Source organism: Afifella sp. IM 167, from assembly GCF_020144925.1.
Lineage (GTDB): Bacteria > Pseudomonadota > Alphaproteobacteria > Rhizobiales > Afifellaceae > Afifella.
Genome location: NZ_NSLC01000004.1, coordinates 289,024 through 311,035 on the forward strand (window position 1 = coordinate 289,024; position 22,012 = coordinate 311,035).

A 22,012-nucleotide genomic window follows, 5' to 3' on the forward strand; every position below is an offset into this window, starting at 1 on the left:
CCGATCACGCTTTCCTGGGCCGATATGGGAGTTCCCGCATGACCCTTTCTCGCTCGCTTCGGACGCCCGCCAGCCGGGCACGCACCCTGTTTTCCAGGGTCTCGCTCGCAGCCCTCGTCTCGGCCGGCCTCTCCTTCGCCGCCCTTTCCGCGGAGGCAAAGACGAGCGCCGAGGACCGGGTGGAGCTCACCAACCTTGCCGGCACGCTGCTGGCCGCGCGCGCGGCCGACGACAGCAAGGACATCGTCCGCGGCGCCCGCTTCTACCGCAAGGCCTACGAACGGGATCCGAGCAATCCGCTCTGGCTGGAGCGCGCGGTGGTGCTGACCACCGCCGAGGGCGACATCCGCACGGCCCTGCCTTTGGCGCGCGACCTTGCCGAAAAGGCGAGCGACAGCCAGATCGCGAGCTTCATCCTCGCCGCCGATCTCATCCGCGAGAAGAAGTACGACGACGCGCTGAGCGAGGTCGAAAAGTCCGACAAGGGCGCGCTCGCCAAGCTCACCTCCGGCCTTCTGAAGGGTTGGGTGCTCTACGCGCAGGGCCACGGCAAGGAAGCCGTTGCCGCCATCGACGCGCTTGAGGGCGAGACCTGGTACGAGCCCTTCAAGCTCCTGCATGCCGGCTACATCGCCAACCTTTCGGGCGACAAGGAAGCCGCGCTTTCGCATCTGTCCAAGGCCTTCGAGCGCGACCAGAGCGCCGTTCGCATCGTGGAGGCCTATGCGCGCCAGCTCGCCGCCAACGGCGACACGCCCAAGGCGAAGAAGACGCTGTCGGAATTTCTGGAGCGCTTCCCCGACAATGCGCTGGCGCTCCAGGCGCTTGAGGACGTCTCCTCCGGCAAGCCGGTCCGCCAGGGCGTCACCGACCCGGTCGAGGGCGCCGCCGAGGCCTTCTCCGGCATCGGCGCGGCGATCGGCCAGGAAGGCGGCTTCGAGCTCGCCGCCGTCTATCTCCGCCTCGCGCTCTATCTCGATCCCTCGACCGGCGGGGGCCTCGCGGCTCTGTCGCTCGGCAACCTCTTCGAGGCCAACGGCCTCGGCGACCAGGCGATCGCCGTGCTGCAGGCCATCCCGAAGAAGGCGCCGTTCCGGCCGCTCGGAACGCTGCGCTCGGCCATCGTCCTCGACAAGGAAGACCATGTCGAGCAGGCCCGCAACGCCTTCGAGGAGGCGATCGCGCGCAACCCGGACGACCTGCAGGCCTACATCGCCTACGGCAACATGCAGCGCGGGCGCGAGAAATACGAGGCGGCGGCGGAAATCTACGGCCGCGCCATCGACAAGCTCGGCAAGCCGACGCGCAACGACTGGACGCTCTTCTACTTCCGCGGCATCGCCTATGAGCGCTCCAAGGCCTGGCCGAAGGCGGAAGCGGACTTCAAGAAGGCTCTGCAGCTCTACCCGGACCAGCCGCTGGTGCTGAACTACCTCGGCTATTCCTGGGTCGACATGGGCATGAACCTCGACGAGGCGCTGGACATGATCAAGAAGGCGGTGGAGCTGCGTCCCAATGACGGCTTCATCGTCGACAGCCTCGGCTGGGCCTATTACCGGCTCGGCCGCTACGACGAGGCGGTGGAGGAGATCGAGCAGGCCGTCGCCCTGCAGCCGGCCGATCCGGTGATCAACGATCACCTGGGCGACGCCTACTGGAAGGCCGGCCGCAAGCTGGAAGCCCAGTTCCAGTGGCGCCATGCGCGCGATCTCGGCGCCAAGCTGCCGGAACTGGAAGTGATCAACCGCAAGATCGCCGCCGAATCGCTGGTGGAGACGGCGCCGCGCATCGAGCCGCAGAAAGACAAGGATTCCGGCCGCGCCGAGCCTGAGCAGAAGGACGCGGCGACGGAGAACGACATGAAGGCGGCCACCGCCCCGGCGGAAGAGCCGGCCGCCAAAGACGTGAAAGCTGGCGAGGCGAAGACTGGCGAGGCTGAAAAGGCGGCTACGGAAGCCGCCGGCACCGCCATGACCGCTCCGGCCTCCAATGCGGCGAGCGCGCCACAGGACGATGCCTCGCAGAAGGATTCCTACCTTGTGCAGCCGGGCGATTCGCTCTGGACGATCGCCGACCGCCTTCTCGGCAATGGCGAGGCCTATCGCTCGATCCTGGAAGCCAACCGCGACATTCTGAAGAACGCCAATGCCCTGCGCCCGGGCATGCGATTGAAGATTCCGGGCGAGCTTTGAGGCCACCGGACGAAGCCATCGCCCGGACGGCCTTCGCCAAGGTCAATCTCGCCCTGCATGTGACCGGCCGCAGGCCGGACGGCTACCACCTCCTCGATACCCTCGCCGTCTTCGCCGATATCGGCGACGACCTGCGCTTCGTCTCGGCCGAAGCGCTCTCGCTGGAGGTGACGGGCATCTTCTCGGCCGAGGTGCCGCGCGGGCCCGACAATCTCATCCTGCGCGCCGCCGAGGCGCTCGCCGCCGAATGTCCCGACCGGCGCAGGCGCGGCGCGGCGATCTTCGTGCGCAAGGAACTGCCGGCCGGCGCCGGGCTCGGCGGAGGCTCCGCGGATGCGGCCGCAACGCTGCTTGCGCTGTGTGAGCTCTGGGAGTGCGACTGCCGCACCGAAAGGCTTGTCGAGCTGGCGACGAAACTCGGGGCCGACGTGCCGATGGCGCTCTTTTCCAAGGGGCTCAGGGCCGGCGGGATCGGCGAGGACATCCGCGTCCTGCCGGATATGCCGCCCCTGCCGATGGTGCTCGCCTGGCCGGCACGGCCGGTCTCCACCGCGCGTGTGTTCTCCGCCCTCGCCTCGCATGACGGCGCGGGCCTGCCGGAAATGCCGGAAGGGCTCGCCGACGTCGCGGCCGTCGCCGACTACCTCGCCGCCACCGACAACCATCTCCAGGGCGCGGCCATGGAGATCGAGCCGGCGATCGAAGAGGCGATCCGCCTGCTGGAGGAGACACCTGCGCTGATGGCGCGCATGTCCGGCTCCGGCTCGGCCTGCTTTGCCCTCTACCGCGACGAACAGGCGGCGGATGCGGCGGCCGAGGCGCTGCGCGAGGAGCGGCCGAACTGGTGGGTGCGCGCGGCGGTGGCAAGCTGACGCCTCCCCTGCCGCGCATGTCCTGCCGCGCATGTGAGGAAACGGGCCCGCCCGAAGGCGAGCCCGTCCGGCATCCCTGCCGCAAGGCCTAGCGCGCGCAGTAGTTCATCTGCACCCGCCCGTTGATGCGGTTCAGCTCGTAGCAGTCGCGCACCGGCTGCAGATAGCCGTTGATGCGGATACGGCGCACGCGGCAGGTGCAGTCGCTGTCCGCCTTCGGCAGGATGCGACGCACGCGCCGCGTCGGGCGCGGACGCTCCGGCCGCTTGGGGTCGACATGGGTGAAGGGCCCGATATCGAGACGCGAGAAGGCCGCGCCTCCCCCGCCGCCACCGCCGCCGCCGCCGCGACCGCCGCCGCCGCCCTGGCTCTGGGCGGCCGCCATGGTGACACCGCCGATGAGGATCGCGGCCGAAACCGCAAGGGTTGCAATCTTCCTGTTCATGATCGTCACTCCTTCAGGCTCCATGCCTCGCGGAGTGGGTGGATCGGGGAGGGCAAAAGGTTCACTGCAGCGGAAGGCTCTCGCAACCGCCTTCGCCTTGACCGGCCCGCCCCGGCATGGCAGGCAGCGTGCGCGGCGCTAGGTTTCCGTCCTGAAGCGCCGCGTTTCCCGAAAGCCGAGACCGATGAGAGAGACTGCCGCTTTGGAGCATATGAGCCCGACGCGCTCCTTCCAGGGCCTCATCCTCACGCTGCAGCGCTACTGGGCCGAGCGAGGCTGCGTCATCCTGCAGCCCTACGACATGGAAGTGGGCGCCGGCACCTTCCATCCGGCGACGACGCTGCGCGCGCTCGGGCCGCGACCGTGGAACGCCGCCTATGTGCAGCCCTCGCGCCGGCCGGCCGACGGGCGCTACGGCGAGAACCCCAACCGCCTGCAGCACTACTACCAGTTCCAGGTGATCCTGAAGCCTTCGCCGCCGGATCTGCAGGAGCTCTATCTCGGCTCGCTGGAGGCGATCGGCGTCAGGGCCGACCTGCACGACATCCGTTTCGTGGAGGACGACTGGGAGAGCCCGACGCTCGGCGCATGGGGACTCGGCTGGGAGTGCTGGTGCGACGGCATGGAGGTCTCGCAGTTCACCTATTTCCAGCAGGTCTGCGGCTACGATTGCGCGCCCGTGGCGGGCGAGCTCACCTACGGGCTGGAGCGGCTGGCCATGTATGTGCAGGGCATCGACAACGTCTACGACCTCAATTTCAACGGCCGCGAAGGCGCGGAGAAGGTCTCCTACGGCGATGTCTTCCTGCAGGCCGAGCGGGAATATTCGCGCCACAATTTCGAGCATGCCAACACCGAGCGGCTGCTCACCCATTTCCAGGACGCGGAAGCCGAATGCAAGGCGCTGCTGGCGGCCGGGCAGGAAGAGGCCGAGCGCGAGGGCGGCCACCACCGGATGGTGCTGCCGGCCTACGACCAGTGCATCAAGGCGAGCCACATCTTCAATCTCCTCGACGCGCGCGGCGTGATTTCGCCGACCGAGCGGCAGAACTACATCCTGAGGGTCCGCAGCCTCGCGACCGCATGCGGCGGCGCCTGGCTGATGACCGAAGCCGGAGGCGCCTGAGATGTCCGACGAGACGAATGCAGGCGGGGAGAACCCGGCGCCCCCGCCGCCGGCCAAGCGCATCCCCATGGTCTTCACCGCCCAGTCCTGGACGGCGAGCTTTCGCCTGAACCGCTCCGGGCGCATGGAGAGCGAGGCGGCCTATGCGATCGGCGAACTCGCCTGGCGCGGCGAGGATGGCACGCACAACCAGGCCGCGCGGCTTTCGCTGGTCAAGCGCGACGCCAACGAGAGGCTGGAGCTTTCGTTCGCCCAGGAGATCGCGCGCCTCACCGTGCCGATCGACGAATCCGCCCTGCAGCGCATGATCGAGCGCATCAAGGATTACGTCAGCGGCCACGACATGCTGATGCGCGTCGTCTTCAACGCCGCCGCGGGCATGTCCCACCAGTATCTGGAGGCGGTCGACATCTCCTTCTCCTCCCGCTCGCCCAAGTCCGGGCCGGACCAGGACTGACCCAAAAATGCCCGACCTTCTCATCGAGCTCTTCTCGGAGGAAATCCCCGCGCGCATGCAGGCGCGCGCCGCGGACGACCTGAAGCGCCTCGTCACCGACGGCCTCGTCGATGCCGGCCTCACCTATGAGGGCGCCAAGGGGTTCGCGACGCCGCGACGCCTGGCGCTGACCGTGCACGGGGTCACCGCCCGCTCGGCCGACCTGAAGGAAGAACGGCGCGGGCCGCGCGTCGGCGCGCCGGAAAAGGCGCTGGAAGGCTTTCTGCGCGCCGCCGGGCTCGCCTCGATCGAGGAAGCCAAGGTGGAGAGCGATCCGAAGAAGGGCGACTTCTACGTCGCGGTGATCGAAAAACCCGGCCGCGCCGCCGAGGAGATCATCGCCGAACTGATGCCGAAGGTGATCCGCGGCTTTCCCTGGCCGAAATCGATGCGCTGGGGCGCCGGTTCGGCGCCGGCCGATTCCCCCTTCGCGGCGCCGGGCGCGGAAGGCACCGCGGCGCTGCGCTGGGTGCGCCCGCTGCGCTCGATCCTGTGCACCTTCGGGCCGGAGACGGAAGACCCGCAGGTGGTAGAATTCGCGCTCGGCGAACTCTCCTCCAGCAACGTCACCTATGGCCACCGCTTCCTCGCGCCGGAGCCGATCACGGTCCGCCGCTTCGACGATTATGTCGACAAGCTGGAGGCGGCGAAGGTGGTGCTCGACGCCGAGCGCCGGCAGAAGATCATCGAGGCGGAGGCGAAGAACCTTTCCTTCGCGCAGGGGCTGGAGCTGGTGGAGGACGAGGGCCTTCTCGCCGAGACGGCCGGACTGGTGGAATGGCCGGTGGTGCTGATGGGCGCCTTCGACGAAGCCTTCCTCGACATTCCCGAAGAGGTCATCCGGCTCACCATCCGGCAGAACCAGAAATGCTTCGTGCTGAAGGGCGCGGACGGGGCGCTGACCAACCGCTTCCTGCTCGTCTCCAACCTCGTCGCCAGCGACGGCGGCAAGGAGATCATCGCCGGCAACGAGCGGGTGATCGCCGCAAGGCTTTCCGATGCACGCTTCTTCTACGAGCAGGATCTGGCGACGCCGCTGGAGGAATGGGCGAAGAAGCTTCAAGCCGTCACCTTCCACGACAAGCTCGGCACGCAGGCGGAGCGGGTTGAGCGTATCGCCAGCCTCGCCGGCGAACTCGCGCCGCTGGTCGGCGCCAGCCGCGCGGCGGCCGAGCGGGCGGCGCGGCTCGCCAAGGCGGACCTTCCGACCGGCATGGTCGGCGAATTCCCCGAGCTGCAGGGGGTGATGGGCCGCTACTACGCGAAGGCGCAGGGCGAGAGCGCGGACATCGCCGATGCGATCCGCGACCATTACCGGCCGCAGGGGCCGGGCGATGCGGTGCCATCGGAGCCGGTGGCCATCGCCGTGGCGCTCGCCGACAAGCTCGACACGCTGACCGGCTTCTGGGCGATCGACGAGAAACCGACCGGCTCCAAGGACCCGTTCGCGCTCAGGCGTGCGGCGCTCGGCGTCATCCGCATCGTTCTGGAGAATTCGCTGAGGCTGCGGCTTCTTCCTACCATCGCAGCGCACCTCGGCACATTCGGCAGGAACGGCACAATTTGGGGGGATGCACCGAACGATCCGCTCTCTCGACCGGACAGGGGCGTCACGATCGCGCCTCTGACGGATCTGCCCGATGCCCACGCGCTCTCGGCCGATCTCCTCGCCTTCTTCGCCGAGCGGCTGAAAGTGCATCTGCGCGAGGAAGGCGCCCGGCACGACCTGATAGACGCCGTCTTCGCGCTTGCCGGCCAGGACGACCTCGTCATGATCGTGCGCCGGGTGGAGGCGCTGGCGGGCCTCCTCGATTCAGAGGATGGGCAGAACCTCCTCACCTCCTATCGCCGCGCCGCCAACATCTTGCGCGCGGAGGAGAAGAAGGACGGCACCAGCTATGCGGGCGAGCCCGACCATGCGCTCATCCACGCGAAGGGCGAGCCGGCCGAGCGCGAGCTTCTCGCCGTCATCGGGAGCGTCGAGGCGCATGTGGAAGAGCACCTTGCGGCGGAAGATTTTGCAGGGGCCATGGCCTCGCTCGCCGAGCTGCGCCCGGCGGTCGACGCCTTCTTCGACCATGTGACGGTGAACGCCGAGGATGCGGGCCTGCGCGCAAACCGCCTGAAGCTCCTCGGCCGCATCCGCCAGGCGATGCACAAGGTGGCCGATTTTTCGAAGATCGGCGGCTGAGGGTTTTTGGGCCGCTTCGGCGATAACCAGGCAGCAGCCCGGAACGGCGCCGCTAGTCCCGGCAGGCGTTGCGGCTGACTTCCAGCGCCGCGTTGATCGCCGCGCCGAACTCTTCGTCGGAGACGCTTTCGGGCAGGGTCGTCGGCCCGATGCCGGAGACGGGTTCCCAAGCGCCACGGCCCGCATAGCGCCACGGATCGACGGAGATCCGGCCGTCCTGCAACGTAAGGCTGACCGAGCCTGAGCCTTCAAAAAGCGCCTTTTGCGTCCTGATGCGCGCATGAGCCAGCTCCCGCGCCACATCTGCTCGAATCTCGTCATCCGAGCCAAACCGAATGAGCCGGTCCCATTCCGGGTGGTCCGGCGTAATGAACCGGCTCGCCCGAAGCGCCGCCCGCGCTTCGCGTCCCATATCGAGATCGGTCATCTTGGACGTAAAGCGCTTTTCATATCCGTCCGGGTCCGCGTGAACTGAGCTGTAGACGGCCTGGGAGAAAATCAGAGTATGAGTCAGGAATGCGTGGATTTTTGCCCTCTTCCGCTCTTTCGGGGGGGATGGCTTAGGTTCGAACCGTCGTTCTCGGCGAATCCTGGCTCTGAGCTGCTCGATAGCGCGTTCACGGTTCATCTTATGAAGCTCACCTTGAGTTCAACTCCCTGACTCTCAGCATACCTCACGGCACGTCGAAGCTGAACGATTTGCTCTTTGGTCGTGCCTTCGGGAACAGCCAGCTCGATTTTCTTCGTCTGGATCTCTGAGACCTCCAAGCCTTGACGTAAGCCCTCTCTTCCATCGAATGACTTTGTTCGATCAACATATCTCTTGACGGCGGAGAAAATTCTACTCGGATTCCGCGCGTATCCACCTGCCGTAGTGTCAAGAGTTTTTGCGCTCGTGGCCGTCTTGGTGACGGGGTCGTAAAAATCGATCGTCTTGAAGTTCTGCGGCAACCGCTGGCCGAACTGGCCGGTCGCCTCCAGAGCATCCTCCCAGGGAATCCCCTGCTCCTTGATACCTCGGCCCCAGACGATGCCCGGATTGTCGACGACGTTGTGGCCGACATGGCCGAGGCGGCGGCGAAGGCGAGCTGCCTCTCGTGCGAACGCCTCGACCAGGGCCTTTGCGTCGCCAGCCAGGTTCCGCAGCCGGGTGAGCTTGCCCGCCCGCAGGGCGAGAGAAACCGGCGAGACGTTGAGAAGGACGAGCGTGTCGACATAGGCCCGCTCGCGATAGGCGGCCTCAACTTCTTGGCGGGTGACAAGGCCCTGCCGATATGCCTCGTCGAGGAGCGCCGGCCGCCTCTGCAGAGCAAGGAGGTAGGCGCCGAGCGCCTTTGCCAGCTCCGGCGCGTCGCGGAAGAAGGCCTCCGCCTTGTCCCGGGCGGCCTCGCGCACGCCGTCGAGCTCGGCACGTTCGGCATCTGTCAGCTCGCCCCGCGCCTCGCGGCGCAGGAGGAAGACCAGCCGGCGCGCCGCCGGCAGGTCTTCGAGCGTCTCGCCGAGCGAGCGAAGGTTGTCGAGGGCAAAGTCGCGCGCAGCGTCCGCAACGCCGCCGACTGCCGCCCCCGAGAGCCCGAGCCGGTAGGTGAGGCCGGTCTCGGGCGGGGCTTCCGCCTCTTCCTCCACGAAGGGCTCGGCCCAGCAGCGACAGTTCCAGGCCTCGCCCGGATGGCCGCCCTCCGGCGGCTCGTCCCAGAAAAAGACCCTGTCGTCGTGGCGGGCGTGGAGGGGGCGGACCTTCTCGTCGTCGCGCGAGCGCCAGACATAGCGGTCGATGCCGAGGGCCTGCTGGCGGAGCGCGTTGATGCGCCCGGAGAAGCGGCGAAAGAGCGCCTCCTCCATGACGCGCCGCGCCTCTTCGAGGCGTTCCGGTTCCTCGACAAGATGCGCCGCAAGGCCGGAAAGGCGCCGCTCCCATTCGGCCAGCGCCGCGTCGCGCTCTTCGGAGACGTCGAGAAGATCGGATGGCCGCAGCCTGCGTCCGAGGAAATCCGGCAGGGAAGCGGCGAGGCTCGCGGCATTCCGGTGGATCTCGGCATTGAGCCGCACCCGGAAACGGAGGCGCCGCGCTTCGGCTGATGGCGGCTCGGCCGGAGCGCTCTCGCGGCGGGCGATCTCGGCGGCCTTGAAAGCGCGCAGGCGGAGACGCGCCGCAGCCATTCCCGGCCGCCATGCCGACGCTTCCCTCTGGGTTTCCGGCCGCTGGATCTCCGGCATCTCGCCTCACCTCGACAATCCGTTCGAAGTGTGCCGGCGCGGCGGAGGGCGGGGATAAGTGGGAGGCGGGCGCAGGGACGCGGGTGATCGGGCCGGGCTTGGCCGCGCAGAGGGCCCACCCTCCCCATCGCGGAGAGGGGGGCCAGCGTTGCCGACCGGTGAGGCTACGGGTTCGACACCCAAGAGAGGCCACCAGGCGGGTGATCGTTCCCGCTCGCAAAAACCTTCGCGGAACGAGGGCTCACCCTCACCCGGCATTCCCTCGCTTCGCTCGGGACTTGCCGACCTCTCCCTTCAAGGGAGAGGTTTGGCGCCGTTGCACCTGTCGCCGCCTGCACGGCTCCCGGCCGAAACCAAGCGCTCACGCGGCGCAGCGCGCTCCACCCTCTCCCCTCCGAGGGAGAGGGTGGCTGCCGGAGGCAGCCGGGTGAGGGAGAGCTCTCAGCGCGCACCGAGCCCAAGAGCGGCCGCAGCGCAGAACCCGCTCGCAAAGGACTTCACCGGACGAGACCTCACCCTCACCCGGCTCCGCGTCGCTGCGCTCCGCGCTCGCCGACCTCTCCCTTCGAGGGAGAGGTTTGGCGCCCTGCCAAAAGACACCGCCACGGCAGCTTCGGCGCCGGTCACGACACGGTGCAACTCGCTCCACCCTCTCCCCCATTTCTCGGAGGCGGGAGAGGGTGGCTGCCGGTTGAGGGAGATGCCGCAACCGGCAAGGCGCCGGCCACCAGGCAATGATGCGCAAACAAACGCCCTCCCCATCGAGGGGCAGCACCCGGCCGGCGAAACGCCGGAGTTGCGCGGCCTTTGGCGAGGAAGATGCACGCCGTGCATGGCGCCCCTGCGTCATATGACTTGCACAAAGGCCCCAGCGACCTTATTTCAACGCCATCCGGCTCTGCCGGGTTTTGTTTGGCTCAGCTTATGCTCAAACTGAGTATAAACAGGTGAAAGGGAGGGGCGAGTATGGCCCATAATAATGCGGCGACCGCGATGAAGGTGCCCGAGACCCGCCGGCTCAGCGATGCGGCCGAGCGCTTTGGCGTCAAGCCTTACCCCGACCTTGCCTACACGCCCGAGATCGCCGAGGCGACGGCGCCGATCTACGAGAAGGTCCGGCACGTCATCCCGGCGCTCGAATGGCCGGTGCACGCGCCCTACGTCTTCCACATCAACCGCCTGAAGGCGGAGCGGGGCGCGATCCTGCTCGTCCACAACTACCAGACGCCCGAGATCTTCTACGGCGTCGCCGATATCGTCGGCGACTCGCTCCAGCTCGCCCAGGAAGCGGCGAAATCGGAGGCGGAGATCATCGTCCAGTGCGGCGTGCACTTCATGGCCGAGACGTCGAAGATCCTCTGCCCGGAAAAGACCGTCCTCATCCCGGACAGCCGGGCCGGCTGCTCGCTCGCCGCCTCCATCACCGGCGAGGATGTCCGGCTCCTGCGCGAGGCGCATCCGGGCGTGCCGATCGTCGCCTATGTCAACACCTCGGCCGACGTCAAAGCCGAGGTCGATATCTGCTGCACCTCCTCCAACGCCGTGGAAGTGGTGGAAAGCCTCGGCGCCAAAGAGGTGATCCTCCTGCCCGACCGCTATCTCGCCAGCTGGGTGGCTTCCCAGACGGATGTCAAAATCATCACCTGGCACGGTGCCTGCGAAGTGCACGAGCGTTTTACGGGCGAGGAGCTCCGCGCCTATCGCGAGGCCGATCCTTCGATCCGCATCATCGCGCATCCCGAATGCCCGCCGGACGTGCTGGCGGAGGCCGATTACACCGGCTCGACCGCCAAGATGATCAAATGGGTGCATGACGAGCAGCCGAAGAAGGTGCTGATGGTCACCGAGTGCTCCATGGCCGACAACGTCGCCGGCGAGGCGCCGGATGTGGAGTTCGTGCGCCCCTGCAACCTCTGCCCGCACATGAAGCGCATCCAGCTGCCGAAGATCCTGGACAGCCTCGTCTTCATGACGGAGGAGGTGGTCATCGACCCGATGATCGCCGAAAGGGCCCGCCGCTCGGTCGAGCGGATGGTGAACCTGAGGAGCTGACGCCCGTTCATGGGAATGTCTTCATGCGCATCAGAAAGGCCGAGCCCGGCGATGCGGAGGCGATGAGTTCCGTCTTGACCGCTTCGATTGCCGAACTTTGCGTGCCCGACCATGGGGGGCTGCCCGCCAATATCGAACGCTGGACGTCCAACAAGACGCCGGAGAACGTGCGGGCGTGGATCGCGGACCCGGCATCGCGGGTGCTCGTCGTGGAGGATGGCGGCGAGATCGTCTGCGTCGGTTCGTTCGCCGGCCCCGAAGTGCTTCTCAACTACGTGAAGCCTTCGGCCCGCTTTCGCGGCGCGAGCAAGGCGCTGCTTGCCCATATGGAACAGGAAATGCGCGACCAGGGCGTGGCCGAGGCCCGGCTGACGAGTACGGCGACGGCGCACCGTTTCTATCGCGCCTCCGGCTGGACCGACGCCGGCGAGCCCGGAAAAATGTTCGGCATTGCCAAGGCACACCCGATGCGCAAACAGCTCTCCTGACGTGACCCTTTCCCCCTCCCCTTTCCCGCCCACCTCCTGGGCCGGCATCGACGATGTCGTCATCGTCGGCGGCGGGCTCGCCGGGCTCTTCTGCGCGCTGAAGCTGGCGCCGCGGCCCGTCACCATCATCACCGCCGCGCCGATCGGCGAAGGCGCCTCCTCCGGCTGGGCGCAGGGCGGCATCGCCGCGGCGATGGACGAGAGCGACAGCGTGGAGGACCATCTCGCCGACACGATCGCCGCCGGGGCGGGCCTCGTCGACGGGCCGATCGCGCGCGGCATGGCGCAGGAAGCGCCCGAGCGCATCCGCGACCTCCTCGCCTATGGCGTTCCCTTCGACCGCGATCTTGAAGGCAGGCTCACCCTTTCGCGCGAGGCGGCCCATTCGCGCCGCCGCATCGTACGCGTCGGCGGCGACCGGGCGGGCGCGGCGATCATGCAGGCGCTGATCGAGGCGGTGCGCCAGACGCCCTCCATCCGGGTGCTGGAAGGCTTCGTCGCCGAAACGCTGAAGGCCGAAGGACCCTATGTGACCGGCCTCATCGCGCGCGACCGGCGCGGCGGGCTCTCGGCCCGCATCCTGTTGCAGACGCGCGCCGTGGTTCTGGCGTCCGGCGGCATCGGCCACCTTTATGCCGTCACCACAAACCCGCCGGAAGCGCGCGGCGAAGGCCTCGGCATGGCCGCGCGCGCCGGCGCGCTCGTGGCGGATGCGGAATTCGTGCAGTTCCACCCGACGGCGGTCGATGTCGGCCGCGATCCTGCCCCGCTCGCCACCGAGGCGCTGCGCGGGGAAGGCGCGGCGATCGTCGACCGGAAGGGCGAGCGCTTCATGTTCGAGATCCACGAGGCGGGCGAGCTCGCCCCGCGCGACATCGTCGCCCGCGGCGTGCACGAGGCGAAGATGTCGGGGCGCGGCGCCTTCCTCGACTGCCGGCAGGCCGTCGGCGAAGAGTTTCCGGAGCGCTTTCCGACCGTCTTTTCCGCCTGCATGGAGGCCGGCATCGACCCGAGGACGACGCCGATCCCGATCGCGCCGGCGGCGCACTACCATATGGGCGGCGTGCATGTGGACGGGCTCGGCCGCACCTCGCTCGACGGGCTGTGGGCCTGCGGGGAAGTCGCCTCGACCGGCGCACACGGGGCGAACCGGCTTGCCTCCAACTCCCTCCTGGAAGCCGTGGTCTTTGCCGCGCGGATCGCGGAAGACGTGCAGGGGCTCCTGCCCAACCACCGGGTCATCGGCTGGTCGGGCGAATCGACGCCGGAAAGCCCTGCCGACGAGCTCAGCGAGGACGTGCTCCTGACGCGCCTCCGCCGGCTGATGGCCGCGGAGGTCGGCGTCGTGCGCACGCAGACGGGGCTGGAAAAGGCGCTGGAAGAAATCGCCACGATGGCGGAGGGAGCGCGCCATCCGAGCCTCGTCAACTCGCTCGCGGCGGCGAAGCTGGTGACGGTGGCCGCGCTGCGCCGCGAAGAGAGTCGCGGCGCGCATTTCCGCTCCGACTTTCCGCATCCCGTGCCGGCGGAGGCGCAGCGCAAATTCCTGACGCTCGGCCGCGCCGACGCCATCGCCAAGGGGATTGCGGCCGCCTACCACGACAAGCGCATCGCGGGTGCCCATGGCTGAGCTGGCGACAATCCTGATCGAGGACGCCGTCCGCGGCGCGCTGAAAGAAGATCTCGGCCGCGCCGGCGACATCACCTCGGCGGCGACGATCCCGCAGGGACGAACCGCGCGCGCGGTGCTGCGCGCCCGCTCGCCGGGGACGCTGGCCGGGCTCGCCTTTGCCCGCGAGGCGTTCCTGCAGATGGATCGGAAGGCGCATTTCGAGGCGCGTCTCGAGGATGGAGCGCGCCTTGAAGCGGGCACGGAGGTCGCCAGCATCTCGGCCGATGCGCGGGCGATGCTCTCGGCCGAGCGGACGGCTCTCAACTTCCTCTGCCACCTTTGCGGCGTCGCCAGCGCGACGGCCGCCTTCGCCGCGGCGATTGCGCACACCCCGGCCAAGATCACCTGCACGCGCAAGACCCATCCGGGGCTGAGGGCGGCGCAGAAATACGCCGTCAGATGCGGGGGCGGCTCCAACCACCGCTTCGGGCTCGACGACGCCATCCTGATCAAGGACAACCACATCGCCGTCGCCGGAGGCGTCGGCGAGGCGGTGCGGCGGGCCAAGGCCTTCGCCGGCCATCTCGTCAAGGTGGAGGTGGAGGTCGACACGCTCGCCCAGCTCCGCGAAGCGCTGGAGGCGGGACCCGACGTCGTCCTCCTCGACAACATGGCGCCGGAGCGGCTTGCCGAGGCCGTTTCCATAAATGCCGGCCGCGCCGTGCTGGAGGCTTCCGGTCGGGTCACGCTGGAGACGGTGGCGGCCATCGCCGAAAGCGGCGTCGACTACATTTCCTCCGGCTGGATCACCCATTCGGCGCCCATTCTCGACCTCGGTCTCGACATCGACATCTGATGGCCGGCGCTGAGGGGGCAGCCTTGCCCCACACCGCATTGTGCGAAGCACTCTAAGCCGTTACAGCCGGAGCGCAGCCACATCTGCGCAAAGAGAATTCCGGGGAAGACGGATGACAAAGTGGGTCTATTCCTTCGGCGGCGGTGAAGCCGAAGGCTCGCGCGAAATGCGCAATCTCCTTGGCGGCAAGGGTGCCAATCTCGCCGAGATGGCCAGCCTCGGTCTTCCCGTTCCCCCGGGCTTCACCATCACCACCGAAGCCTGCAATTTCTACTACGCGAACGGTCAGGAAATGCCCGAGGGCCTCACCGAACAGGTGGAGGCGGCCCTCGCGCGGCTTGAAGAGATCCAGGGCAAAAGCTTCGGCGGCGGCGAACTGCCCCTCCTCGTCTCCGTGCGCTCGGGCGCGCGCAGCTCCATGCCGGGCATGATGGACACGGTGCTCAATCTCGGCCTCAACGACGATACGGTCGAGGAGCTCGCCAAGAGCGCGGACCGGCGCTTCGCCTACGATTCCTACCGGCGCTTCATCCAGATGTATTCCGACGTCGTGCTCGGCGTCGACCACCACGAATTCGAAGCGATCCTGGAAGAGGAACGCGACACACGCGGCGTGGCCGGCGACACCGACCTTTCGGCCGACGACTGGGTTGAGATCGTCAAGCGATTCAAGGCGCTCGTGGACGAGGTGCACGGCGCGCCCTTCCCGCAGGCCCCGCGCGACCAGCTCTGGGGCGCGATCGGGGCGGTCTTCTCCTCCTGGATGAATGCGCGCGCCATCACTTATCGGCGCCTGCACGACATTCCCGAAAGCTGGGGCACGGCCGTCAACGTCCAGGCGATGGTGTTCGGCAATATGGGCGAGGACAGCGCCACTGGCGTCGCCTTCACCCGCGATCCGGCGACGGGCGAGAAGGCGCTCTACGGCGAGTTCCTGATCAACGCCCAGGGCGAGGACGTCGTCGCCGGCATCCGCACCCCGCAATACCTCACCGAAAAGGCCCGCACCGAGGCCGGCAGCGATTCTCCGTCCCTGGAGACGCTGATGCCGGAGCAGTTCGCCGAATTCCTGGCGCATTCCAACCGGCTCGAAGAGCATTACCGCGACATGCAGGACATGGAGTTCACCATCGAGCGTGGACGCCTGTGGATGCTGCAGACGCGCAACGGCAAGCGCACCACGCGCGCGGCGCTGAAGATCGCCACCTCCATGGCCGAGGAAGGCCTCATCAGCGAGGAGGAGGCGGTGATGCGCATCGAGCCGACCTCGCTCGACCAGCTCCTGCATCCGACCCTCGATCCGAAGGCCGAGCGGACGGTCATCGCGCGCGGCCTGCCCGCCTCGCCGGGCGCGGCATCCGGCGAAATCGTCTTCTCGCCCGACAGGGCCGACTTTCTGACCAAGGAAGGCCACACGGTCATCCTGGTGCGGCTGGAGACGAGCCCGGAGGACATCCAGGGCATGGTCTCGGCACGCGGCATCCTCACCTCGCGCGGCGGCATGACGAGCCATGCGGCCGTCGTGGCGCGCGGCATGGGCAAGCCCTGCGTCTGCGGCGCGGGCGCCCTGAAGATCGACCACAAGACCAACACCATGCTGGTGATGGGCAAGGCCTATCACGAGGGCGACCTGATCACGATCGACGGGGCGACCGGCGAAGTGATGGAGGGCCGGGTGGCGATGCTGCAGCCGGAGGTCTCCGGCGACTTCGCCAAGCTGATGGTCTGGGCGGACAGGACGCGCCGGATGCGCGTCAGGGCCAATGCGGAGACGCCGGAGGATGCGCGCGCGGCGCGCGATTTCGGCGCCGAAGGAATCGGCCTTTGCCGTACGGAGCACACCTTCTTCCAGGACGACCGCATCGTCGCCATGCGCGAGATGATCGTTGCCGAGGACGCCGAGTCCCGGCGCTCGGCGCTCGCAAAGCTCCTGCCGCTGCAGCGCCAGGACTTCCTGGAGCTCTTTCAGACGATGCGCGGCCTGCCGGTGACGATCCGCCTCCTCGATCCGCCGCTGCACGAGTTCCTGCCGAAAGGCGAGCACGAGATCGCGGAAGTGGCCGAGGCGATGGGCGCCGACCCGGCGCGGCTGCGCGACCGGATCCTGGAACTGACGGAATCCAACCCGATGCTGGGCAGCCGCGGCTGCCGGCTCCTGCTCCTGCATCCGGAGATCCCGGAGATGCAGACCCGCGCCATCATCGAGGCGGCCCAGCACGCCGCCAGGCTGACGGGCGAGCCGGTCGTTCCGGAGATCATGGTGCCGCTGGTCGGCATGCTCGGCGAATTCGAGCGGGTGAAGGCCGTGATCGACGCAACCGCCAAGGAGGTGAACGCCTCCGGCGAGCCGAAGATCGAATACAAGGTCGGCACGATGATCGAGCTGCCGCGGGCCGCCATCCGCGCCCGGGAGATCGCTTCGGCCGCGGAGTTCTTCTCCTTCGGCACCAATGACCTGACGCAGACCACGTTCGGCATCTCACGCGACGATGCGGCCTCCTTCCTGACCCACTACCAGGAGCTCGGCATCATCGAGAAGGATCCGTTCGTCACGATCGACGTCGACGGTGTCGGCGCGCTCATCACGCTCTCCGTGCGGGAAGGAAGGATGGGCCGGCCCGACCTCAAGCTCGGCATCTGCGGCGAGCATGGGGGCGACCCCGCCTCGATCCGCTTCTGCGAGGATGCCGGCCTCGATTACGTCTCCTGCTCGCCATACCGCGTACCGGTGGCGCGGCTGGCTGCCGCGCAGGCAGTCATCGGCAAGAAAACAGCATCTTCCGAGACGGCGTAGGCGCCCCTGCGCCAGCCTGGGGCAAGGTCTCGTCAATATCTTGCCCCATTCGCTGGCGATAGCGTGTCTGTGCAAGGCGGGGCTTCGGGGCAAAGGGGCACTGTCGGGCGAAACGGGTCCAAAGCTGTTCAAGGCTGAGGGCCCTAATTAACCGGTTGTAAACCGCAATTTGTTTGATTGGCTTCCATCGGACGGGAGCCGAACGCGGGCGTTCCTCGTGAGAGGACGGCTGTGCGCGCGGCAGTGGGGTACGTTGATGGCAGTAAAGCGGACTAACGCGAAATTCTTGCGTTCCGCATCCGCAGCAAGCCTGCTCGGCATCTGCGCGCTGGTCGCCGCGACCTCGCCGATCGCCTATCAGGACGCCGCTGCGATGGTCTCCGGCAACGAGCCCCAGCAGCGCTGGCAGACCCGCATCGAGGCGATGACGGCCGGCACCATCCAGCAGGCCAGCCTCTCATCCGACAAGAACGTCGGGGACGCCCGAACGGTTCCCGTCTCCGGCCTCAATGCCGAAGTCGCCATTCCGGCTCCCGAGGAAATGCCCACCACCGAGCGCGTCAACCGCGATCGCAAGGGCGACCTCCTGATGACCCGCAGCCCCGTCGCGCGAAAGAGCGACAGGCTTCCGGCCGCGGGCCAGCTCTGGAACATGGACGACATCTTCTCCGCCACAGAAGAGGCCGACCTGCCGAAGGTCGCGCTGCAGATTCCGAGCGAAAAGGACACGGCCGAGCTGATGGTCGCCTATTCGCACTTCATGCGCGAGCAGACGATCTCCACCGAGAACGGCATCCTTTTGGCGCGCAGCGGCGCCGGCACCGCCAATTCGACGCTGGTCGCCTATGCCCCGACGGACAGCGACATCGATGCGCCCTTCGACGCCGTCATCGGCTCGACGCCCGCCGACGGCACCCTTGTCCAGGAGCCTCGCGCCAAGCCGGACGATTCCCCGTCCTTCTGGGACTGGCTGCGCGGCCACCGCAGTTCCAAGCCCGAGCATAGCTGGATGCTCAACCCGCTTCCGGCCAGCGTTCACGAGGACAAAGAGCAGGCGTGCCTCGCCCGCGGCGTCTATTTCGAGGCGCGCGGCGAATCGGAGCTCGGACAGGTCGCCGTCGCCCAGGTGATCCTCAACCGGGTGAAGAACCCCGCCTATCCGGAGACGATCTGCGGCGTCGTCTACCAGAACAAGAACTGGCGCAATCGCTGCCAGTTCTCCTTCGCCTGCGACGGCATCCGCGACCGCATCCGCTCCGCCTCGGCCTGGGCGAGCGCCAAGAAGATCGCCGCGGACGTGACCGCCGGCAAGGCATGGTCGGAGGATGTGGGCGATTCCACCCACTACCACGCGACCTATGTGCGGCCCCGCTGGGCCCGCTCCATGAAGAAGACCGACCGCATCGGCCGGCACATCTTCTACCGCACCTATGGCGGCGGCTGGACGTAAGCCGCCATCCGCGTCCGGGGCCGTGAAGGCCCGCTTCTACTGCCCGAAGCGGACGCTCACCTTGCCGAGATCACCGAAATCGCCCGTCACCACGGCGCCCCTCTGCGGCTTGACGATGCCCATCGTCGTGCCGGTCGAGACGTAGTCGCCGGCCTCCAGGCGCTTGCCGGCAGCGACCAGCTGCTCCACCAGCCACAGGAGCGCGTTGAGGGGATTTCCCATCACCTTGGCGCCGGAGCCCTCATTGGTGACCTCGCCGTCGCTCAGCCCTTTTACGGCGACGCTTGCAAGGTCGACATCCGCCCAGTTCGGAACTTCCGGTCCGAGGATAAAGGCGCAATGGGCGCCGAAATCGGCAAGCACCGCCGGATAGCGCGGAAGGCCTTCGCCGGCTGTGCGCCTGCCGACCACCTCCAGCGCCAGATGGCACTGCGAGATCGCCTCCTTCAGGCTGTCGGCGCCGGGCGTCTCGCCGACCATCGGATAGGTTCGCGCCATGCGGAAGGCGAACTCGCATTCCACGCCGCGATAATGGTCCTTCCAGGCGAGCGTCGATCCGTCCTCGCGAATGTCGGTGTCGAGCAGCGGCGCGAACCAGGGACCGGGAGCGCCGGTCGCCTTCTGAGCCGCCTCGTTGGTGGCGCCGATCTTGTAGCCGACCGGGCTGCCACCGAAGGCTTCGATGGCGCTCGCCTGGACCGCTTCGGCAAAAGCCCGGTCCTCTACGGCGCCGAGGTCGAGATTGGCGTATTCGCCCGAGGTGCGCGCCGCGGCGAGCACCGCGGCCATGTCGTCATGGCTCATTTCTTCTCCAGTTCAGAATCTCTTCAGTCAGGCATGAAGGCTTTTCGTTTCCGCTGCGTCGCGCTTTGCGGATAAGTTGCGCGTTCTGTCGCATCGCCGGAGCACCATGTCCACCATCGGCCAGACCTCCAAGCCCGCCGGAACGGCGGCAACCGCCCTGCCCTGGCTGATCATCGGCTCAGCCTGCGCCGTGGCGCTGATGACCTTCGGTCCGCGCTCGGCAATGGGCTTCTTCCAGCTTCCGTTGCTGGCCGAGAAGGGCTGGGACCGCACGACCTTCGGGCTTGCGATGGCGATCCAGAACCTTGCCTGGGGCATCGGCCAGCCCTTCTTCGGGGCGCTGGCGGACCGCTTCGGTTCGGCGCGGGTCCTTATCCTGTGCGCCGTGATGTATGCGGCCGGGCTGCTCATCATGGCCTGGTCGCCGGCGCCGATCTGGCTGCATATCGGCGGCGGGGTGCTGATCGGCCTTGCCGTCGCGGCCGGCTCCTTCGGCATCGTCATGGCCGCGCTGGCGCGCCGGGTGCCGGCGGAAAAGCGCTCCTTCGTCTTCGGGCTCGCCACGGCCGCAGGCTCCTTCGGCATGTTCGCCTTCGCGCCGCTGTCACAGGCGATGATCAACGCGCTCGGCTGGTCGGACGCCCTCGTCGGGCTGGCGCTGCTGATGGGCCTCATCCCGCTCCTGGCGATCCCGCTGCGCGGCCAGCCGAGGCACCAGCTCGCCCTCGGCGAGGTGGAGCAGACGGTCGGCGACGCACTCGGCCAGGCCCTGCGGCATCCGAGCTTTCTCCTGCTCACGTCCGGCTTCTTTGTCTGCGGCTTCCAGGTCGCCTTCATCACCGCGCATTTTCCGGCCTATATCGGCGATCTCGGCCTTTCCGCGCGCTGGGCGGTGGTGGCGATCAGCCTGATCGGCTTCTTCAACGTCATCGGCTCGCTCGCCTCCGGAGCGATCGGCCAGCGCTATTCCAAGCCGCACTTCCTGTCGCTCATCTATGTGGCCCGTTCGGTCACCGTGACGGCGTTTCTCTTCGCCCCGCCGACGCCCACCTCCGTCGTGATCTTTTCGATCGTCATGGGCCTTTTGTGGCTCTCCACCGTGCCGCCCACGAATGCGCTCGTCGCCATCATGTTCGGCACCCGCCATCTCGGCATGCTGGGCGGCCTCGTCTTCTTCTCGCACCAGATCGGCTCGTTCCTCGGGGTGTGGATGGGCGGCTATCTCTACGACAAGACCGGCTCCTACGACGCGGTGTGGTGGCTCGGCGTCGCCCTCGGGCTCTTTGCAGCCGTGGTCCACTGGCCGATCAAGGAGCGCGCCGCGCCCGCCTTCGCCGCCGCATGAGCCCTTGCCTTCCCGGCTCGCCTGCGCGAGTTCATGGGAAGACAAGGGAGACGCTCATGGCAGAGACATTTCCGGCCCTCCTCATCTCGCGCGACGAGGAGAAGAAGCAGTCGGTCAACCGCGTGACGATGACGCCCGACGAACTGATGGAGGGCGACACGCTGGTGCGCGTCTCCCATTCCACGCTCAACTACAAGGACGCGCTGGCCGTCACCGGCAAGGCGCCGGTGGTGCGGCGCTGGCCGATGATCCCGGGCATCGACCTTGCCGGCGAGGTGGTCTCCTGCGAGAGCGGCGCCTTCGCCGAAGGCGACCCCGTGCTGCTCAATGGCTGGGGCCTCGGCGAGACGCATTACGGCGCCTATGCCGGCATGGCGCGGGTGAAGGCCGACTGGCTGATCCGCCGGCCGGACGCGCTGACGGCGGCCGAGACGATGGCCGTCGGCACCGCCGGCTATACCGCAATGCTGTGCATCCTGGCGCTCGAACGCCACCGCATCACGCCGGAACGCGGGCCGATCGTCGTCACCGGCGCCTCCGGCGGCGTCGGCTCGGTGGCGACCGCCATCCTCGGCAAGCTCGGCTATCACGTCATCGCCTCGACCGGCCGCACGGAGGAGGAGGATTACCTGAAGGGCCTCGGCGCCGCCGAGATCATCGACCGCAAGGAGCTTTCGGAGCCCGGCAAGGCGCTCGGCAAGGAGCGCTGGGCGGGAGGCATCGACTCGGTCGGATCGACGACGCTCGCCAACGTCCTCGCCCAGACGAATTACGGCGGCGCCGTCGCGGCCTGCGGGCTCGCCGGCGGCATGGACCTGCCGGCTTCCGTCGCCCCGTTCATCCTGCGCGGCGTGTCGCTGCTCGGCATCGATTCGGTGATGGCGCCGAAGAAGGTGCGCGAAGAGGCCTGGGCGCGGATCGCCCGCGACCTCGATCGCGCCAAGCTTTCGGCGATGACCACGACGATCGGCTTCGACGATGTGGAAAAGGCGGCGGCCGACCTTCTTGCCAACAAGGTGCGCGGGCGCACGGTCGTCAGGATAGGCAGCTAAGGCGAAAGCCGGCTATCGGC

General features: G+C 67.8%; 17 protein-coding genes. 13 read left to right on the forward strand and 4 right to left on the reverse strand.

Annotated elements, in window-relative coordinates:
* The first annotated feature begins 38 nt into the window (after positions 1 to 38).
* Complete coding sequence (locus CLD20_RS08950) at positions 39 to 2,192, forward strand: tetratricopeptide repeat protein (RefSeq protein ID WP_224406271.1); 2,154 nt, start codon at positions 39 to 41, stop codon at positions 2,190 to 2,192.
* Entirely contained in the window at positions 2,189 to 3,064 is an 876-nt protein-coding gene (locus CLD20_RS08955) for a 4-(cytidine 5'-diphospho)-2-C-methyl-D-erythritol kinase (protein ID WP_224406272.1), read from the forward strand. Before CLD20_RS08950 ends, CLD20_RS08955 begins: the two co-directional genes overlap by 4 nt.
* An 88-nt stretch (positions 3,065 to 3,152) precedes the next feature.
* Here CLD20_RS08955 and CLD20_RS08960 read toward each other — a convergent pair whose 3' ends face one another.
* Positions 3,153 to 3,509: a hypothetical protein gene (locus CLD20_RS08960; protein WP_224406273.1), complete on the reverse strand. Its 357-nt coding sequence runs from the start codon at positions 3,507 to 3,509 to the stop codon at positions 3,153 to 3,155.
* Between the two features lie 184 nt (positions 3,510 to 3,693).
* On the opposite strand from CLD20_RS08960, the gene CLD20_RS08965 reads away from it, so the two are divergent.
* The 3 genes from CLD20_RS08965 to glyS are packed head-to-tail and all read left to right on the forward strand — an operon-like array spanning position 3,694 to position 7,322.
* Complete coding sequence (locus tag CLD20_RS08965) at positions 3,694 to 4,635, forward strand: glycine--tRNA ligase subunit alpha (protein WP_224406274.1); 942 nt, start codon at positions 3,694 to 3,696, stop codon at positions 4,633 to 4,635.
* Between the two features lies 1 nt (position 4,636).
* A complete protein-coding gene (locus CLD20_RS08970; protein ID WP_224406275.1) occupies positions 4,637 to 5,092 on the forward strand; it encodes a hypothetical protein in 456 nt (151 codons plus the stop codon).
* A gap of 7 nt (positions 5,093 to 5,099) precedes the next feature.
* On the forward strand, positions 5,100 to 7,322 hold the full coding sequence (glyS, locus tag CLD20_RS08975; protein WP_224406276.1) for a glycine--tRNA ligase subunit beta: 2,223 nt from the start codon (positions 5,100 to 5,102) through the stop codon (positions 7,320 to 7,322).
* Positions 7,323 to 7,374: 52 nt separating this feature from the next.
* Here glyS and CLD20_RS08980 read toward each other — a convergent pair whose 3' ends face one another.
* Positions 7,375 to 7,950 (reverse strand): contact-dependent growth inhibition system immunity protein, encoded by a 576-nt coding sequence (locus CLD20_RS08980; RefSeq protein ID WP_224406277.1) that lies wholly within the window; start codon positions 7,948 to 7,950, stop codon positions 7,375 to 7,377.
* Positions 7,947 to 9,482 carry a phage minor head protein gene (locus CLD20_RS08985; RefSeq protein ID WP_224406278.1) on the reverse strand — a complete coding sequence of 512 codons (1,536 nt, stop codon included), beginning with the start codon at positions 9,480 to 9,482 and terminating at the stop codon, positions 7,947 to 7,949. The genes CLD20_RS08980 and CLD20_RS08985 overlap by 4 nt, the downstream gene beginning before the upstream one ends.
* A 1,050-nt stretch (positions 9,483 to 10,532) precedes the next feature.
* Between CLD20_RS08985 and nadA the strand changes: the two genes are divergently transcribed.
* From nadA to CLD20_RS09015, 6 genes are all read left to right on the forward strand, one after another.
* Positions 10,533 to 11,591, forward strand: coding sequence for a quinolinate synthase NadA (nadA, locus tag CLD20_RS08990; RefSeq protein WP_224406419.1), 1,059 nt, complete (start codon positions 10,533 to 10,535; stop codon positions 11,589 to 11,591).
* A gap of 23 nt (positions 11,592 to 11,614) precedes the next feature.
* Positions 11,615 to 12,079, forward strand: a complete 465-nt coding sequence (locus CLD20_RS08995) for a GNAT family N-acetyltransferase (protein ID WP_224406279.1) — start codon at positions 11,615 to 11,617, stop codon at positions 12,077 to 12,079.
* 1 nt (position 12,080) lies between these two features.
* Complete coding sequence (locus tag CLD20_RS09000; RefSeq protein WP_224406280.1) at positions 12,081 to 13,709, forward strand: L-aspartate oxidase; 1,629 nt, start codon at positions 12,081 to 12,083, stop codon at positions 13,707 to 13,709.
* On the forward strand, positions 13,702 to 14,547 hold the full coding sequence (gene nadC / locus CLD20_RS09005) for a carboxylating nicotinate-nucleotide diphosphorylase (RefSeq protein WP_224406281.1): 846 nt from the start codon (positions 13,702 to 13,704) through the stop codon (positions 14,545 to 14,547). The genes CLD20_RS09000 and nadC overlap by 8 nt, the downstream gene beginning before the upstream one ends.
* A 112-nt stretch (positions 14,548 to 14,659) precedes the next feature.
* Positions 14,660 to 17,341 carry a pyruvate, phosphate dikinase gene (gene ppdK / locus CLD20_RS09010; protein ID WP_224406282.1) on the forward strand — a complete coding sequence of 894 codons (2,682 nt, stop codon included), beginning with the start codon at positions 14,660 to 14,662 and terminating at the stop codon, positions 17,339 to 17,341.
* A 286-nt stretch (positions 17,342 to 17,627) separates the two neighbouring features.
* Positions 17,628 to 18,791 (forward strand): cell wall hydrolase, encoded by a 1,164-nt coding sequence (locus CLD20_RS09015; RefSeq protein WP_224406283.1) that lies wholly within the window; start codon positions 17,628 to 17,630, stop codon positions 18,789 to 18,791.
* A 36-nt stretch (positions 18,792 to 18,827) separates the two neighbouring features.
* Here the strand turns inward: CLD20_RS09015 and CLD20_RS09020 are convergent, their stop codons facing one another.
* Entirely contained in the window at positions 18,828 to 19,595 is a 768-nt protein-coding gene (locus tag CLD20_RS09020; RefSeq protein ID WP_224406284.1) for a 2-keto-4-pentenoate hydratase, read from the reverse strand.
* Between the two features lie 106 nt (positions 19,596 to 19,701).
* On the opposite strand from CLD20_RS09020, the gene CLD20_RS09025 reads away from it, so the two are divergent.
* Together CLD20_RS09025 and CLD20_RS09030 are read left to right on the forward strand one after the other, a co-directional pair.
* Positions 19,702 to 20,940 (forward strand): MFS transporter, encoded by a 1,239-nt coding sequence (locus tag CLD20_RS09025; protein WP_224406285.1) that lies wholly within the window; start codon positions 19,702 to 19,704, stop codon positions 20,938 to 20,940.
* Between the two features lie 56 nt (positions 20,941 to 20,996).
* Positions 20,997 to 21,992, forward strand: coding sequence for an MDR family oxidoreductase (locus CLD20_RS09030; protein ID WP_224406286.1), 996 nt, complete (start codon positions 20,997 to 20,999; stop codon positions 21,990 to 21,992).
* Positions 21,993 to 22,012: the final 20 nt, after the last annotated feature.

What these genes read in the sequence shown, in the direction of transcription:
- CLD20_RS08950 (WP_224406271.1), top strand. Translation starts at nt 39, where the DNA reads ATGACCCTTTCTCGCTCGCTTCGGACGCCCGCCAGCCGGGCACGCACC.
- CLD20_RS08960 (WP_224406273.1), bottom strand. Translation starts at nt 3,509, where the DNA reads ATGAACAGGAAGATTGCAACCCTTGCGGTTTCGGCCGCGATCCTCATC.
- CLD20_RS08965 (WP_224406274.1), top strand. Translation starts at nt 3,694, where the DNA reads ATGAGAGAGACTGCCGCTTTGGAGCATATGAGCCCGACGCGCTCCTTC.
- CLD20_RS08970 (WP_224406275.1), top strand. Translation starts at nt 4,637, where the DNA reads ATGTCCGACGAGACGAATGCAGGCGGGGAGAACCCGGCGCCCCCGCCG.
- glyS (WP_224406276.1), top strand. Translation starts at nt 5,100, where the DNA reads ATGCCCGACCTTCTCATCGAGCTCTTCTCGGAGGAAATCCCCGCGCGC.
- CLD20_RS08980 (WP_224406277.1), bottom strand. Translation starts at nt 7,950, where the DNA reads ATGAACCGTGAACGCGCTATCGAGCAGCTCAGAGCCAGGATTCGCCGA.
- CLD20_RS08985 (WP_224406278.1), bottom strand. Translation starts at nt 9,482, where the DNA reads ATGGCTGCGGCGCGTCTCCGCCTGCGCGCTTTCAAGGCCGCCGAGATC.
- nadA (WP_224406419.1), top strand. Translation starts at nt 10,533, where the DNA reads ATGAAGGTGCCCGAGACCCGCCGGCTCAGCGATGCGGCCGAGCGCTTT.
- CLD20_RS08995 (WP_224406279.1), top strand. Translation starts at nt 11,615, where the DNA reads ATGCGCATCAGAAAGGCCGAGCCCGGCGATGCGGAGGCGATGAGTTCC.
- nadC (WP_224406281.1), top strand. Translation starts at nt 13,702, where the DNA reads ATGGCTGAGCTGGCGACAATCCTGATCGAGGACGCCGTCCGCGGCGCG.
- ppdK (WP_224406282.1), top strand. Translation starts at nt 14,660, where the DNA reads ATGACAAAGTGGGTCTATTCCTTCGGCGGCGGTGAAGCCGAAGGCTCG.
- CLD20_RS09020 (WP_224406284.1), bottom strand. Translation starts at nt 19,595, where the DNA reads ATGAGCCATGACGACATGGCCGCGGTGCTCGCCGCGGCGCGCACCTCG.
- CLD20_RS09025 (WP_224406285.1), top strand. Translation starts at nt 19,702, where the DNA reads ATGTCCACCATCGGCCAGACCTCCAAGCCCGCCGGAACGGCGGCAACC.
- CLD20_RS09030 (WP_224406286.1), top strand. Translation starts at nt 20,997, where the DNA reads ATGGCAGAGACATTTCCGGCCCTCCTCATCTCGCGCGACGAGGAGAAG.